This window comes from Rhodococcus daqingensis, from assembly GCF_042665615.1.
In the GTDB taxonomy this organism is placed as follows: Bacteria; Actinomycetota; Actinomycetes; order Mycobacteriales; family Mycobacteriaceae; genus Rhodococcus_G; species Rhodococcus_G daqingensis.
Window position 1 is genome coordinate 251,699 of sequence record NZ_JBHTCS010000024.1, and the last position, 15,076, is coordinate 266,774.

Consider the following 15,076-nt stretch of genomic DNA (forward strand, 5'->3'; position numbering starts at 1 on the left):
CGTCTCGGTGAATTTTTCGTACGGATCGGTCTGTTTCTGCAGGTCCACACCGCGGACTCATCGGTAACGGACCGGACGGGTGACCGAGCGGACCCGCGCCGGTGCCCGGACGGGTAGGTTGGACGCCGATGACCGCACTATTGGCCGACCCCGTTTCAGAGGTAGTCACCGCAGCCGAGCAGCTGCTGGAACGACGTACCGGAGCTCCGGTCACCCTCGTGGACCCCACCGACCTCGGCGGCAGCGGCCGCACGGTCGTGCTGCGCGTCCGCTGCGCCGAGAACCCCTTCTCGTTGCCGCGCACACTGGTGATCAAGCAGGTCCGGGAGCTGTCGCCGGAGGCCGAGGCCCGGCGTATCGCGGCCTACGCGGCGCTGCCTGACGGCGAGCCGCACGTGGTGGACACGGCGTTCCTCCGCGAGGCCGTCTCGTACCAGTTCGCCACCGCGCTGGCCACCGACAGCCGACCGGGCCCGGAGCTGATCGCCTACGACCTCGACGCGCGTCTGCTGGTCCTGACCGACCTGGGCGACGCCACCCCGATCGCGGAACTGCTCCAGCAAGCCGACGGGGCGGCGGTCACCAACTCGCTGATGGCGTTGGCTCAGGCGATCGGCCGGATGCATGCCGCGACCGTGGGGCGCGAGGAGGACTTCGCCGCGTTGCTGCGTCGAGCCGACGTGCCGCATGTCGGGAACAGTGTGACCGAGCAGGTGCTCGCCGCCGTCCCGAAGCTGCCGGCGCTGCTGCATCGCGAGCTGGGCGTCGAGGTCGCCCCGGACGTCGTCGCCGTCGTCGAGCGGGCCGCCCGACTCTTCGACGGTGGTCGCTACCGGGCGTTCAGCCCATCCGACCTGTGCCCGGACAACATCATCGTCAACGACGTCGGGGTGCGCTTCCTCGACTACGAGTGGGGCGGGTTCCGCGACGCGACGCTCGACATCGCCTACGCACTGGTCTCGTTCCCCGGATGCCTGTGCGGCGTCGAGCTCTCGCCCGAACGCTCCGCGGCGATGGTCGAGGCATGGCGCGCCGAGGTGGTGGGCATGTGGCCGCAGCTCGCGGACGACGAGGTGCTCTGCGCCCGGATGCTCGAGGCCCAGCTGATCTGGGTCTGGCTCTCGACGTACTGGTTCCTGCCCGACGACCACGAGCGGATCGCCTCGGCCCGCGAGCATCACCTGTCGGTGCCGCGATCGAAGGCGTTGAGGTCGCGGTGGAACGCGCTCGCATACTGTGCCGACCACGCGGGTCGGCCGGACGTGGCCGCGCACGCCCGCGAGGTGGCGGATCGGCTCGCGACGTACTGGGCGTAGTGACGACGGACCTCCGCAGCCCGGGCCGTTCAGATCCCCGGACTGCGCGTCACCCGCGCGTCAGCAGCGGCGTCAGCGCCCCGGCCGGTGGGACGCGGGGTCGAGCGGTGCGCCGACCTGCTGGGCCCGCTGGGAGCCGTCCGCAACCCGGTAACTCGTGGCGTGGCGTGCGGCCGCCCGGGGGTCGGTCGGGTCGGTGACGTAGTACCAGTCCATCTGCGCGCCGGAGCGGGCCACCTCGAACACGCCATACCCGTGCGAATCGAGTTCGACATACCGGACGTGCCGGTTGACCGCCTTGAACGCCTCCTCGGCGGCGACCGTGGCGGTGCGCGGCGGGACCTGCAGCATGTCGTCGATGTTCGGTGAGGTCACCGACGGCACCACGAACTCGGTGCCCACGGTGGCGCCCGCCGGGTAGTTCGCCGCGTCCACCGGGAGATCGCACGCCCAGGAGGTGTGGATGTCGCCGGTGAGGAAGACCGTGTTGTCGATGCCGGCGGAGGCGATCGCGTCGAACAGGCGGCGGCGGTCAGCGGAGTAGCCGTCCCACTGGTCGGTGTTGAACGGGATGCCCGCGTCCGGCACTCCCACCATCTCGGTGACGGCGGCGGTGGTCCGCTGGTCCAGCGGCGGGAACACGCAGGGCGCGATCATCACCGGGTTGCCCACCACCTTCCAGCGGGCGGGCGAGGACACGATCCCGTTGGTCAGCCAGTCCATCTGGGCGCGACCGGCGACGGTGCGGTCGGGGGAGTCGACGGTGCGCCAGCCGGCCCCGGCGGAGGCCTGCTCGTCGCGGTAGGTGCGCAGGTCGAGCATCGAGATCTCGGCCAGCGTGCCGTACCGGAACCGGCGGTACAGCGCCGCCTCGGTGCCGGAGCCGGTGACGCGGACCGGCATCCACTCGAAATAGGCGCGGGTCGAGTTCGCCTTGCGGGTGGCCCAGTCGCCCTCGGTCGCGGGGTTGTGGTTCTCGGCGCCGCCGTCGAAGGAGTTGTCCGCGGACTCGTGGTCGTCCCAGGTGGCGATGAACGGCAGCCGGGCGTGCAGCGACATGAGGTCCGGGTCGGTCTTGTACTGGGCGTGGCGGATCCGATAGTCCGCGAGCGAGACGATCTCGTGTGCCGGGTCGTGCGGGCGGACGGATCCGTTGCGCGCGCCGTACTCGCCGCGGCCGTACTCGTAGACGTAGTCGCCGAGATGCAGGATCGCGTCGAGGTCCTCGCGCTCGGCGAGGTGGCGGTAGGACGCGAAGTAGCCGGCCTCCCAGTTCGAGCAGGACACCACGCCGAACCGCAGCCGCTCGGGGTCGGAGTCGGGCGCCGGGGCGGTGCGGGTGCGTCCGACCGGTGACTCGTGCCCGTCGACGGCGCCGCCGCGCGCGGTGAATCGGTAGTGATAGTTCGTGTTTGCGCGCAGGCCGGTGACGTCGACCTTGGCGGTGTGGTCGGTGTCGGGGCCGACGGTGACGGCGCCGCTGCGCACGACGGACCCGAAGGAGGGGTCGGTCGCGATCTCCCAGGTCAGCGAGACCGGTTCTCCCACACCGGAACCGGGCTGTGCCGCTGCCGAGGGGGTGATCCGCGTCCAGATGATGACCCGGTCGGGGAGCGGGTCACCGGAGGCGACGCCGTGCGCGAATCCGACCGGGGTCGCGGAGGGTGCGGCGCCGGCACCACCGGCGGCGGCAACGCTCAGGCCCACGCCCGCGAGCGCGGCGGAGCTCCTCAACAGGGTCCGCCTGCTCAGGCTCGGCAGGGTGGTGCGGTCGGGTAGCCAATTGTCAGACACCCGAGGATCACAACCGAACATGGACGCGTGTTCAATCCGCAACGGGGTGGATCGTCAGATGTTCACCGTAAGTTCGGTCTCCGGTCGCCGAGGATCGGTTCCAGTGCTCCGAGTAGGGCGCCGATGCTGATCTCGCGCAGCTCGGTTCGGGAGAACGCATGGTTCTCCAGCCAGTCGATCGTGAGGATGCGGACGAAGGTCAGCCAGCTCATCAGGACCGCGGAGGTCGTCTCGCGGGTTGATCCCTCGACGCCCATCGAGTCGAGCAGTCGGCGTCGTAGTTCGCCGAGCTCGCCGGTGATGATGGCCTGGATGGTGGGGTCGCCCGCGAGCACGCGATTCGCGGTGACCACGGTGTTGCTGTTGGCCTCGAAGTAGTCGAAATGTGCGTCGAGCCCCGCCGCGAGTTGTTCGGACAGTGGGGACGCGGCATCGAATTCCGTCGCCACGAGCAGGCGGTCGGCGGCCAGTTGGTAGACGCCGGCGAAGAGGTCCCTCTTGGTCGGGAAGTGGCGGTAGAGCAGCGCCCGCGACACGCCGGCTGCCGCCGCGACGTGCTCCATCAGCACCTCGTCGTAGGCGCGCTCGGCGAACAACGTCGCGCCCGCGTCGAGCAGGACGCGACGGCGTTCGTCGGGGTCGAGTCGGCGGCGCGTGGTCATCCCGAAAGCTTAGTTGACGCGTGTCTACCAAGGGTCGTAGGGTCTGGCTTAGTAGACATATGTCTACGAACTGGGTTCGCGAGGAGGGAAGCTCATGACCGGACTGCTCAAGGGCCTCAGCATGGCGATGGGCGTCGCCTGCGTGGCGATCGGCTTCGTGCACGTGGCCCTCGGCATCGACTTGGTCCCCGACATGGGTTCGTCCGGCGTGACCGCCGACAGCCAGAGCCGGTTCTTCGGCGCGATCTTCGTCGGCTACGGGGTCGCGTGGATCTGGGCGGCCCGGCGGTCGCCGATCCCCGCGGTGGCGGTGCGCTGGCTCGCCGGCATCTTCCTGCTCGGCGGAGTGGGGCGGCTGATCTCGATCGCCGTGCACGGCTGGCCGCACTGGTTCCAGATCGTGCTGACCGTGATCGAACTCGCGCTGCCGCCGGTGTTCTTCTGGCTGTCCGCCGCCGACGAGAAGCGGGTGGCCGCGCCCGACGCCGGACGGGTCCGTGCGGCCGGTTGACCGAGCGCGCCCCTTCACAGCCGGTGTCGGTGGGTTTTAGTAGCGTCGTGGCGTGAGCGACTGGTTGGGGCCCTCGGACGGCGGCGGCGAGAGCGCGGGTCTGTTCGCCGCACCCGGATCCGAGCCGGAGGGCGGCCGGGTGACCGCGGGCCTACCGCCGGTGCGCCCGGACGCACCGCTCGCGGTCCGGATGCGGCCGACGAGCCTGGACGAGGTGGTGGGGCAGGGGCATCTGCTCGGCCCCGGCGCGCCGCTGCGTCGGCTCGTCGAGGGCTCCGGTGCGGCGTCGGTGATGCTCTTCGGCCCACCTGGCACCGGCAAGACGACCCTGGCGTCGCTGATCTCGCGTGCGACGGGACGCCGGTTCGAGGCGTTGTCCGCGCTGTCGGCCGGTGTGAAGGACGTGCGCGCCGTCATCGACCTGGCGCGCAGGCGACTCACCTCCGGGGAGCAGACCGTGCTCTTCATCGACGAGGTGCACCGCTTCTCCAAGACGCAGCAGGACGCGCTGCTCGCCGCCGTGGAGAACCGGATCGTGCTGCTGGTGGCGGCAACCACCGAGAACCCCTCGTTCTCGGTGGTCTCGCCGCTGCTGTCCCGGTCCCTGGTGCTGCAGTTGCAGCCGCTGACCGCGGAGGACATCGGGGCGCTGCTCGACCGGGCGCTGCGCGACCCGCGCGGCTACGGCGGCGGCGTCGCCCTGACGGAGGACGCAGCCGACCACCTGGTGCGGCTCGCGGGTGGCGACGCCCGGCGCGCGCTGACCGCGCTGGAGGCGGCCGCCGGGACGGCGCTCGACGCGGTGGACGAGTCGGAGCCCGGCGAGCCCGTGGTCGTCGACCTGGAGACCGTCGAGGCCAGCGTCGACAAGGCCGCCGTGCGCTACGACCGCGACGGCGACCAGCACTACGACGTGATCAGCGCGTTCATCAAGTCGATCCGCGGCTCGGACGTCGATGCCGCGCTGCACTACCTGGCCCGGATGATCGCCGCGGGCGAGGACCCGCGTTTCATCGCCCGCCGGTTGGTGGTGCACGCGAGCGAGGACATCGGCATGGCCGACCCGACCGCGCTGCAGACCGCGACGGCGGCTGCGCAGGCGGTCCAGCTGATCGGCATGCCCGAGGCCCGGCTCGCGTTGGCGCAGGCGACCATTCACCTGGCGACCGCACCGAAATCCGGAGCGGTGATCGCGGCCCTCGGCGCGGCGATGGCCGACGTGTCCGCCGGAAAGTCCGGGCTGGTGCCGCCTCACCTACGGGACGGGCACTACGCGGGGGCCGAGAAGCTGGGTAGTGCGGTCGGGTACCGCTACCCGCACAACGCCGCGGACGGGGTGCTGCCGCAGCAGTACCCGCCGGACGAGCTGATCGGCGTCGACTACTACCAGCCGACCGGACACGGCGCCGAGCGCGAGATCGCCGCGCGGGTGGGCAAGTTGCGCCGGATCGTGCGGGGCTGACGCGGGCCCCGAGCGCTGCGCACCCCGCCGTCCGCGGCACGTTAAGCTGGATATTCATCCGCGACGCCCATGAAGTAAGGACCGGTTAGTGCAGACCCACGAGATCCGCAGGCGATTCCTCGACCACTTCGTCAAGGCGGGTCACGCCGAGGTGGCCAGTGCCTCGCTGATTCTCGACGACCCGAACCTGCTGTTCGTCAACGCGGGCATGGTCCAGTTCGTGCCGTACTTCCTCGGTCAGCAGACCCCGCCGTACGCGACGGCGACCAGCGTCCAGAAGTGTGTCCGCACCCTCGACATCGAGAACGTCGGCATCACCACCCGGCACAACACCTTCTTCCAGATGGCAGGCAACTTCTCCTTCGGCGACTACTTCAAGCGGGAGGCGATCAAGCACGCCTGGGCGCTGCTGACGAACAGCATCGACGACGGCGGCTACGGCTTCGACCCCGAGCGACTGTGGGTCACGGTGTACCTCGACGACGACGAGGCCCGCGACATCTGGATGGAAGAGGCCGGGATCCCCGCCGAGCGGATCCAGCGCCGCGGTAAGGCGGACAACTACTGGTCCATGGGCATCCCCGGTCCCTGCGGCCCGTGCTCGGAGATCTACTACGACCGCGGGGCCGAGTACGGCCTCGAGGGTGGACCCGAGGCCGACGAGGACCGCTACCTCGAGATCTGGAACCTCGTGTTCATGCAGAACGAGCGGGGTCTCGGCGGTCCGGGCAAGGACAACTACGAGATCCTCGGCCCCCTGCCGAAGCAGAACATCGACACCGGCATGGGCGTCGAACGCGTCGCCTTCCTGCTGCAGGGCGTCGACAACGTCTACGAGACCGACCTGGTGCGGCCCGTGATCGCGAAGGCCGAGGAGCTCACCGGCCGCGCCTACGGGAAGAACCACGAGGACGACGTCCGATTCCGCGTCATCGCCGACCACGCCCGCACCGCGGCGATGCTGATCGCCGACGGCGTGAACCCGAGCAACTTCGGTCGCGGCTACGTGCTGCGCCGACTGCTGCGGCGGATCGTCCGTTCGGTCAAGCTGCTCGGCGCCGAACAGCCCAGCATGGCGGAGTTCATCACCGTCGTCCGCGACACCATGGCCCCGTCGTACCCGGTGCTCTCCTCCGACTTCGACCGCATCCTCAGCGTCGCGGTCGGCGAGGAGTCGGCCTTCCGGCGCACACTCGACTCGGGCGAGAAGCTGTTCGAGACCGCCGCCGAGGAGGTCAGGTCCGCGGGCAAGAAGGTCATCGCGGGCAGCGAGGCCTTCGCCCTGCACGACACCTACGGCTTCCCGATCGATCTCACCCTCGAGATGGCGTCCGAGGCCGGATTGACCGTCGACGAGGACGGCTTCCGCTCGCTCATGGCCGAGCAGCGCCAGCGCGCCAAGGACGACGCGCAGGCCCGCAAGCACGCGCATGCGGACCTCACCGTCTACAAGGAGTTCGTCGACCGCGGCGAGACCGAGTTCACCGGCTTCGCCGAGCTGACCTCCGAGGCCGCCGTGCTGGCGCTGATCTCCGACGGCGTCCGGGTGCCGGTGGCGACCGCCGGGCAGGACGTCGAGGTCATCCTCGACCGCACCCCGCTGTACGCGGAGTCCGGCGGCCAGATCGCCGACATCGGCGTCATCACCGGGCCGGGCCTGCGGGTCCGCGTGCGCGATGTGCAGAAGATCGCCAAGAAGCTGTGGGTGCACAAGGTCACCGTCGAGCAGGGTCAGCTCACCGAGGGGGACACCGTGCTCGCGCAGGTCGACGCCAACTGGCGTGCCGGGGCGACCCAGGGGCACTCCGGTACCCACATGGTGCACGCCGCACTGCGACAGGTGCTGGGCCCCAACGCCGTTCAGGCCGGTTCGCTGAACAAGCCCGGCTACCTGCGGTTCGACTTCTCCTGGCAGAGCCAGCTCTCCGAGCAGCAGAAGGCCGACATCGAGGCGGTCGCCAACGAGGCCGTCGCGGCGAACCACCCGGTCAACACCTTCGTCACCGACCTGACGAAGGCCAAGTCGATGGGTGCGATGGCCCTGTTCGGCGAGAACTACGGCGACGAGGTCCGTGTCGTCGAGATCGGCGGACCGTTCTCGATGGAGCTGTGCGGTGGCACCCACGTCGCGCACTCCTCGCAGATCGGGCAGATCACCCTGCTGGGTGAGTCGTCCGTCGGCTCGGGGTATCGCCGTGTCGAGGCGTTCGTCGGGCTGGACTCGTACAAGTACCTCGCCAAGGAGCGCGCCCTGCTGGCCGGAGTCGCGACCGCCCTCAAGGTGCCGTCCGAGGAGGTGCCCGGCCGTGTCGAGCAGCTCGTCGAGCGGCTCAAGGTCGCGGAGAAGGAACTCGAGCAGACCAAGGCCGCGGCCGTTCTCGCCGCCGCCGGGTCGTTCGTGGACAAGGCCCAGCGCATCGGCGGGCTGCTGCTCGTCGCCGAGGCCGCTCCCGACGGCGTCGCGGCCGGTGACCTGCGGACCCTCGCCACCGACGTGCGTGGCCGATTCGGCACCGAGCCGGCGGTCGTCGTGCTGATCGGTTCGGTCGACGGCAAGGTGCCCTTCGTGGTGAGCGCGAACAAGGCGGCCCAGGAACTCGGCGTGAAGGCGGGCGACCTGGTGGCCGCATTCGGTCCGAGCATCGGCGGCCGCGGTGGCGGCAAGCCGGAGATGGCCCAGGGATCCGGCACCGACGCGTCGGGCATCCCCGCGGCACTCTCGGCGGTGCGCGCCCGCGTTGCCGAGCTGGCCGGGTGACCGAGGCGGATCAGCCCGGCGACCAGGGGCGGGGTCGCCGGATCGGGGTGGATGTCGGCAGCGTCCGGATCGGCGTCGCCGCCAGCGATCCGGACGGGATCCTGGCCACCCCGGTGGAGACCGTGCCGCGGGCCAAGTCCCGCGCCGACAGATCCGACATCGAGCGACTCGCCGCGATTGTCGCGGAATACGAGGCGGTCGAGGTTATCGTCGGACTGCCGCGAACCCTCAGGGGGGAGAGTGGCTCCGCGGCGGGACTCGCATCGAAGTTCGCCGCGCAGCTCCGGGATCGGTTGGCGCCCATCCCGGTTCGCATGACCGATGAACGCTTTACGACGGTGACCGCGTCGAGGGCTCTGCGTGAGAGCGGGGTCAAGGCCAAGGGTCAGCGGTCGGTGATCGATCAGGCCGCGGCCGTCGCGATCTTGCAAGGATGGTTGGACCAACGAAGCAGGGCCCTGCCGGAGCAGGGGACCGCGTCATCGATGGAGGACGAGTGACGGAAGACCCCTGGCAGTACCGCAGCCGAGCGGACGAACGTCGCGCGCGGGAGGCCGCGGCGGGCCGGAAGAGTCGTGGCAAGGCCGTCGTCGCGGTCGCCGGACTCGGTGCGCTGGCACTGGTCATCGGCGTCGGCTACGTCGGCGGCAAGAAGCTGCTCGGCGGCGGTGTCGACGCACCCGCCGACTACGCGGCAGGCGAAGCCGGACCCGACGTCGTCGTGCAGGTGCACCCCGGTGACACCGCCGATCAGATCGCCACCGAGATGGCCGAGAAGGGCGTCGTGAAGAGCGCGTCGGCGTTCTTCAACGCGGCGGTCCAGAACGACGCCATGACCTCGGTGCAGCCCGGCTTCTACAACCTCGAGTCCCAGGTGCCGGCCGCGCAGGCCGTCTCGGGTCTGGTCGACCCGAACTCACGGGTCGGCGCGCTGGTCATCTCCGAGGGCCGTCAGCTGCACGACAGCAGGGACGTCAACACCGGGGCGACCAAGCGTGGCATCTACACCCTGATCTCCGAGGCCAGCTGCCTGCCGACGCCCTCGGGCCAGCAGAAGTGCGTCAGCGTCGAGGACCTCAAGACCGCGGGCGCCAACCCGAACTTCGCCGCGCTCGGCGTGCCCGACTGGGCGGCGGCCCGGGTCAAGTCGGTCCCGGACCGGACGCGGCAGCTCGAGGGCCTCATCGCCGCGGGCAAGTGGGACTTCGACCCGACGGCGTCGGCGTCGGAGATCCTCACCACCCTGGTCAGCGAGAGCGCCGCCAAGTACGAGGCGACGGGCATCGACACCGCGGGGAACGCCGTCGGGCTCAGCCCCTATGACCTGCTCGTCGCGGCGTCCCTGGTGGAGCGGGAGTCGCTGCCGGACGACTTCGGGAAGGTCGCGCGCGTGATCGTCAACCGGCTCGCGGAGCCGCAACGCCTCGAGCTCGATTCGACGGTCAACTACGCCCTGGACACCACCGAGCTCGCGACCACCGACGGCGACCGCGCGAAGGTCACCCCGTGGAACACCTACGCGATGGACGGACTGCCCGCGACCCCGATCTCGTCGCCGAGCATCGGCGCCGTGGAGGCCGTCGAGAAGGCCCCCGCGGGCGACTGGCTGTACTTCGTGACGATCGACAGCAAGGGCACCACCCTGTTCACCAAGAGCTACACCGAGCACCTCGAGAACAGCAAGAAGGCGCTGGCAAGCGGGATCCTCGACAGTGGACGCTGAGCTGCCACGCAGGGCGGCGGTCCTGGGCAAGCCGATCGGGCACTCCAAGTCGCCGTTGCTGCACCTGGCGGCGTACCGAGCGCTCGGCCTGACCGACTGGACCTACGACCGCATCGAGTGCACCGGCGAGCAGTTGCCCGCGCTCGTCGACGGGCTGGGCCCGGAATGGGTCGGGCTCTCGGTGACGATGCCCGGCAAGCTCGCCGCGCTCGAGTTCGCGACCGAACGCACCGAACGCGCCGTGCAGGTCGGTTCGGCCAACACCCTGGTCCGGGTGGCCGGCGGCTGGCGGGCCGACTGCACCGACGTGGACGGCGTGACCGGGGCGCTGGCCGAGGTCGGGGTCACCGATCTGAGCGGCGCGAACGCGGTGGTGATCGGTGCGGGCGGGACCTCGCGGCCGGCGCTGCGGGCCCTGGCGGACCTCGGTGTCACCGCGGTGAACGTGGTGGCGCGTGACGCGCAACGGGCCGCGGACACCTTGGCGTGCGCCGAGACCATCGGCCTGCGGGCCACCCACGTCGGGTTCGACGCGGACGCGCTGGCCCGTGCCTGCGCAGGCGCGGGCGCCGTGGTGAGCACCGTCCCGGCCGAGGCGGTGGCGCCGTTCGCGGACGCGATCGCGGTGGCGCCTGTGGTGCTCGATGCAATCTACGACCCGTGGCCGACACCGCTGGCCCGGGCGGTCGAGCGGGCAGGCGGCACCGTGGTCGGCGGGCTGCGCATGCTGCTCAACCAGGCGTTCGGGCAGGTGGAGCAGTTCACCGGGCGGCCCGCGCCGCGGGAGGCGATGGCGGCGGCGCTGGAGCGCTGAGCAGGCGATCCACAGGCCCTGAAACGATCCACAGGCGCACCGTTTTCGCCGCCCGCGCGGCACCGGTGATGTCCGGTCGGTGGCACCGTTCGGGACATGGTGGTGGTCGTGATGGGGCTCGTAGGCGTGGCCGCGGGGATGTGGACCCGCCGGTTCCTGACCGGGTTCACCGCGCACCCGCCGATGTGGTGCGTGGCCGCGTTGGGGGTGGGGTTCGCGCTGTCGGCGGCGTCGGCGCCGTCATGGGCGGTGACGGCGGCCGGGTGTGCGCTGATCTGGTGGTGCGTCAGCCTCTCCGTCGTCGACCTGGGCGAACGGAGGCTCCCGAACGAGCTCACCCTGCCGGGCGCCAGCGCGGTGTTCCTGGGCTCGGTCCTCGTGGGCCGGGGGATGGCGGCCCTGGTCGGGGCGGCGATGCTGGCCGGGCTCTACCTGTTCGTGCACCTGGCATCCCCGCAGGCGATGGGCGGCGGGGACGTGAAGCTGGCCCTCGGACTCGGTGCCGTGACGGGTGCGGCGGGCGCCCAGGCGTGGCTGGCGGCGACGGTCGGTGCGGTGGCGCTGACGGCGGCGGCAGGCGGGTGCGCCCTTGCCCTCGGGCGGGGCCGCCGCGCACTCGCGCACGGGCCGTCGATGTGCCTGTCGACGCTGCTGGCGTTGAGCCTGGCAGCGGGCGGGTAGCCGGGGACCGGGCCGGTGTGCGTTGACGACCACGTTTCGTGAAAAGATGGGCGGCGTGCTGCGCTGGATAACTGCCGGAGAATCCCATGGTCCCGCCCTCGTCGCCCTCCTGGATGGGATGGTCGCCGGGGTCGAGGTGACCTCCGAGGACATTGCTTCCCAACTCGCCCGCCGTCGCCTCGGCTACGGCCGCGGTGCCCGCATGAGCTTCGAGAAGGACGTCGTGACGGTGGTCGGCGGCGTCCGGCACGGTCGCACGATGGGCGGTCCCGTCGCCATCGAGGTCGCGAACAGCGAGTGGCCCAAGTGGGAAACGGTCATGTCCTCCGACCCGGTGGACGAGGCGCTGCTCAAGGATCTCGCGCGTAACGCGCCGCTGACCCGCCCTCGCCCGGGCCACGCCGACTACTCCGGCATGCTCAAGTACGGGTTCGACGACGCCCGTCCCGTCCTGGAACGCGCCAGTGCCCGCGAGACCGCGGCCCGGGTCGCGGCCGGAACCGTGGCCCGTGCCTTCCTGCGCCAGGTCTTCGGCGTCGAGGTGATCTCCCACGTGATCTCCATCGGTGCGGCCTCGGGCCCCGCCGAGTCCCCGGTCCCCGGTCCCGACGACCTCGCGGCCATCGACGCCAGCCCGGTGCGCGCCTTCGGCGCCGAGGCCGAGGCCGCGATGATCGCGGAGATCGACGCGGCCAAGCGGGACGGCGACACCCTCGGCGGTGTCGTCGAGGTGGTCGTGCACGGCCTGCCCGTCGGGCTGGGCTCGTTCATCAGCGGCGAGAACCGGCTCGATTCCCGACTCGCCGCCGCGCTGATGGGTATCCAGGCGATCAAGGGGGTCGAGGTCGGCGACGGCTTCGAGACCTCCCGGCGCAGGGGCAGCGCCGCTCACGACGAGATGCGACCCGGCCCGGACGGCGTGCTGCGCTCGACGAACCGCGCAGGCGGCCTCGAGGGCGGCATGACCAACGGCGAGGCGCTGCGGGTCCGGGCGGCGATGAAGCCGATCTCCACCGTGCCGCGGGCGCTCGCGACCGTCGACATGTCCACCGGCGAGGAGGCCGTCGCCATCCATCAGCGCAGCGACGTGTGCGCGGTCCCCGCCGCGGGCGTGGTCGCGGAGTCGATGGTGGCACTGGTGGTCGCGCAGGCCGCGCTCGAGAAGTTCGGCGGCGACTCGGTCGAGGAGACGATGCGCAACATCGACGGCTACCTCGACTCCGTCCGGGAACGCCTGTCGAGGTGACTCCCAGGGCCGTCCTGATCGGACCGCCGGGCGCCGGCAAGTCCACCATCGGGCGTCGACTGGCGCGGGCGCTGGACGTCGAGATCTTCGACACCGACGCCGCCATCGAGCGGGAGTCGGGCAAGACGATTCCGGAGATCTTCGCCCAGGACGGGGAACCGGCGTTCCGCGCTCTGGAGGAGGACATGGTCCGGCGCGCGCTGGTCGAGCAGGAGGGCATCGTCTCGCTCGGCGGCGGCGCGATCCTGTCCGATGTCACCCGCGCCCGCCTGGTCGGCCACACGGTCGTCTACTTGGAGATCAGCGTGGCGGAGGGACTCAAGCGGACGGGCACCAACACCTCCCGGCCGCTCCTCAACGGCGGCGACCCCCGCCAGAAGTACCGGGACCTGATGCGGCGGCGGCGACCGCTGTACCGCAAGGTGGCCACCATCCGGGTCCGCACCGACGGGCGCAGCCCCGCCCGCGTGGTGCAGCAGCTCGTCACCAAACTGGGGTAGAGCAGTGGCAGCGATCCAGGCAACAGCGATCCAGCAGCAGCGCACAGAAGCGGAGAAGCAGACAGTGACCGAACCCGTACGCGTCGAGGTCAAGACCGCCAGTCCCTACCCGGTGATCATCGGCCGCGGACTGCTCGGCGAACTGGTCGACGAACTGATCGGCACCAGGACCGTCGCGATCTTCCATCAGCCGCCGTTGGCGCAGACCGCGGAGGCGGTGCGAGCCGCGCTCGCCGCGAAGGGGATCGACGCGCATCGCGTCGAGATCCCGGACGCCGAGGACGGCAAGGATCTCGCCGTCGCGGGCTTCTGCTGGGAGGTTCTCGGCCGCATCGGACTGACCCGCAGCGACGCCGTGGTCAGCCTAGGTGGCGGCGCGGCCACCGACCTCGCCGGGTTCGTCGCGGCCACCTGGATGCGGGGTGTGCGCATCATCCACGTGCCGACCACGCTGCTCGCGATGGTCGACGCTGCGGTCGGCGGCAAGACCGGCATCAACACCGAGGCGGGCAAGAACCTGGTCGGTTCGTTCCATGAGCCGTCCGCGGTGCTGATCGACCTGGCGACCCTCGAGACCGTGCCGCGCAACGAGATCGTCGCGGGCATGGCCGAGGTGATCAAGACCGGGTTCATCGCCGATCCGACGATCCTCGAGCTCATCGAGGCAGATCCCGAGGCTGCCCTCGACCCGACCGGGGAGGTGCTGCCCGAGCTGATCCGCCGATCGGTGGAGGTGAAGGCGAAGGTCGTCGCCGCCGACCTCAAGGAGTCGGACCTGCGCGAGATCCTCAACTACGGACACACGCTCGGACACGCGATCGAGCGTCGCGAGAAGTACCGCTGGCGGCACGGCGCGGCGGTGTCGGTCGGGCTCGTGTTCGCCGCGGAACTGGGCCGGCTCGCGGGCCGGCTGGACGACGCCACCGCGGAACGGCACCGCACCGTCCTCGAGAGCGTCGGACTGCCCACCACCTACGACGCGGACGCGTTCGCGGACCTGGTCAAGGGCATGCAGACCGACAAGAAGAACCGCGCGGGCATGCTGCGGTTCGTCGTGCTGGACGGACTGGCGAAGCCGGGTCGGCTGGAGGGCCCGGACCCGACGCTGCTCGCGGCCGCCTACTCCGCCGTGGCCCGCGAGGAGCAGCCGGGCACCAGCGGCACGGTGCTCCTGTGAGGGTCCAGGTCCTCAACGGACCGAACCTCGGCCGGCTCGGCAAGCGGCAGCCCGAGGTGTACGGCGCCACGACGTACGCCGACCTCGTCGCGCTCTGTGAGACGGCCGCGGCGGAACTGGGCATCGAGGTGACGGTGCGTCAGTCCGACAGCGAGGCCGAGCTGCTCGGCTGGGTCCACGATGCCGCCGACGCCGGCGACCCGGTCGTGCTCAACGCGGGCGCGCTCACCCACACCTCGATCGCGCTGCGCGACGCCTGCGCCGAGCTCACGGCCGGGCTGGTCGAGGTCCACATCTCGAATGTGCACGCCCGTGAGGAATTCCGGCATCACTCGTACCTGAGCGCGATCGCGACGGGCGTCATCGTCGGGTGTGGCGTCGCGGGCTACCCGCTCGCATTGAGGTTCCTCGCGGAGCGGTAGACGAACTGTG

General features: G+C 70.9%; 13 protein-coding genes and 1 pseudogene. 12 read left to right on the forward strand and 2 right to left on the reverse strand.

All coding sequences use genetic code 11. The features are described from left to right. Nucleotides 1–128: 128 nt before the first annotated feature. Entirely contained in the window at nt 129–1,316 is a 1,188-nt protein-coding gene (locus ACFQS9_RS20415) for a phosphotransferase family protein (protein ID WP_378407993.1), read from the forward strand. Between the two features lie 72 nt (nt 1,317–1,388). On the opposite strand, the gene ACFQS9_RS20420 is transcribed toward ACFQS9_RS20415, so the two are convergent. Together ACFQS9_RS20420 and ACFQS9_RS20425 are read right to left on the reverse strand one after the other, a co-directional pair. Continuing rightward, nucleotides 1,389–3,131, reverse strand: a complete 1,743-nt coding sequence (locus ACFQS9_RS20420) for an alkaline phosphatase D family protein (protein WP_378408311.1) — start codon at nt 3,129–3,131, stop codon at nt 1,389–1,391. Nucleotides 3,132–3,172: 41 nt separating this feature from the next. Continuing rightward, a complete protein-coding gene (locus ACFQS9_RS20425) occupies nt 3,173–3,772 on the reverse strand; it encodes a TetR/AcrR family transcriptional regulator (protein WP_378407995.1) in 600 nt (199 codons plus the stop codon). A gap of 94 nt (nt 3,773–3,866) precedes the next feature. Between ACFQS9_RS20425 and ACFQS9_RS20430 the strand changes: the two genes are divergently transcribed. The 11 genes and pseudogenes from ACFQS9_RS20430 (at nt 3,867) to aroQ (ending at nt 15,066) form a co-directional block, all read left to right on the forward strand. Continuing rightward, nucleotides 3,867–4,283, forward strand: coding sequence for a DUF4345 domain-containing protein (locus ACFQS9_RS20430; RefSeq protein ID WP_378407998.1), 417 nt, complete (start codon nt 3,867–3,869; stop codon nt 4,281–4,283). A gap of 52 nt (nt 4,284–4,335) precedes the next feature. Continuing rightward, the gene (locus ACFQS9_RS20435; RefSeq protein ID WP_378408000.1) at nt 4,336–5,745 is read left to right on the forward strand and encodes a replication-associated recombination protein A; all 1,410 of its coding nucleotides are present in this window, start codon (nt 4,336–4,338) and stop codon (nt 5,743–5,745) included. An 88-nt stretch (nt 5,746–5,833) separates the two neighbouring features. After that, complete coding sequence (gene alaS / locus ACFQS9_RS20440) at nt 5,834–8,503, forward strand: alanine--tRNA ligase (RefSeq protein ID WP_378408002.1); 2,670 nt, start codon at nt 5,834–5,836, stop codon at nt 8,501–8,503. Continuing rightward, a complete protein-coding gene (gene ruvX, locus ACFQS9_RS20445) occupies nt 8,500–9,003 on the forward strand; it encodes a Holliday junction resolvase RuvX (protein ID WP_378408004.1) in 504 nt (167 codons plus the stop codon). Before alaS ends, ruvX begins: the two co-directional genes overlap by 4 nt. A gap of 8 nt (nt 9,004–9,011) precedes the next feature. Next, nucleotides 9,012–10,226, forward strand: a pseudogene (locus tag ACFQS9_RS20450) (endolytic transglycosylase MltG); the annotation flags it as partial. Beyond that, on the forward strand, nt 10,216–11,040 hold the full coding sequence (locus ACFQS9_RS20455) for a shikimate dehydrogenase (protein ID WP_378408006.1): 825 nt from the start codon (nt 10,216–10,218) through the stop codon (nt 11,038–11,040). The pseudogene ACFQS9_RS20450 and the gene ACFQS9_RS20455, both read left to right, overlap by 11 nt. Before the next feature lie 96 nt (nt 11,041–11,136). Then, nucleotides 11,137–11,721, forward strand: coding sequence for a prepilin peptidase (locus tag ACFQS9_RS20460; protein ID WP_378408008.1), 585 nt, complete (start codon nt 11,137–11,139; stop codon nt 11,719–11,721). Between the two features lie 46 nt (nt 11,722–11,767). Next, nucleotides 11,768–12,967 (forward strand): chorismate synthase, encoded by a 1,200-nt coding sequence (aroC, locus tag ACFQS9_RS20465; RefSeq protein WP_378408313.1) that lies wholly within the window; start codon nt 11,768–11,770, stop codon nt 12,965–12,967. Then, on the forward strand, nt 12,964–13,467 hold the full coding sequence (locus tag ACFQS9_RS20470) for a shikimate kinase (protein WP_378408010.1): 504 nt from the start codon (nt 12,964–12,966) through the stop codon (nt 13,465–13,467). The genes aroC and ACFQS9_RS20470 overlap by 4 nt, the downstream gene beginning before the upstream one ends. Before the next feature lie 64 nt (nt 13,468–13,531). Then, nucleotides 13,532–14,644 (forward strand): 3-dehydroquinate synthase, encoded by a 1,113-nt coding sequence (aroB, locus tag ACFQS9_RS20475; RefSeq protein ID WP_378408012.1) that lies wholly within the window; start codon nt 13,532–13,534, stop codon nt 14,642–14,644. Continuing rightward, nucleotides 14,641–15,066, forward strand: a complete 426-nt coding sequence (aroQ, locus tag ACFQS9_RS20480) for a type II 3-dehydroquinate dehydratase (protein ID WP_378408014.1) — start codon at nt 14,641–14,643, stop codon at nt 15,064–15,066. Before aroB ends, aroQ begins: the two co-directional genes overlap by 4 nt. The last annotated feature ends 10 nt before the right edge of the window (nt 15,067–15,076 follow it).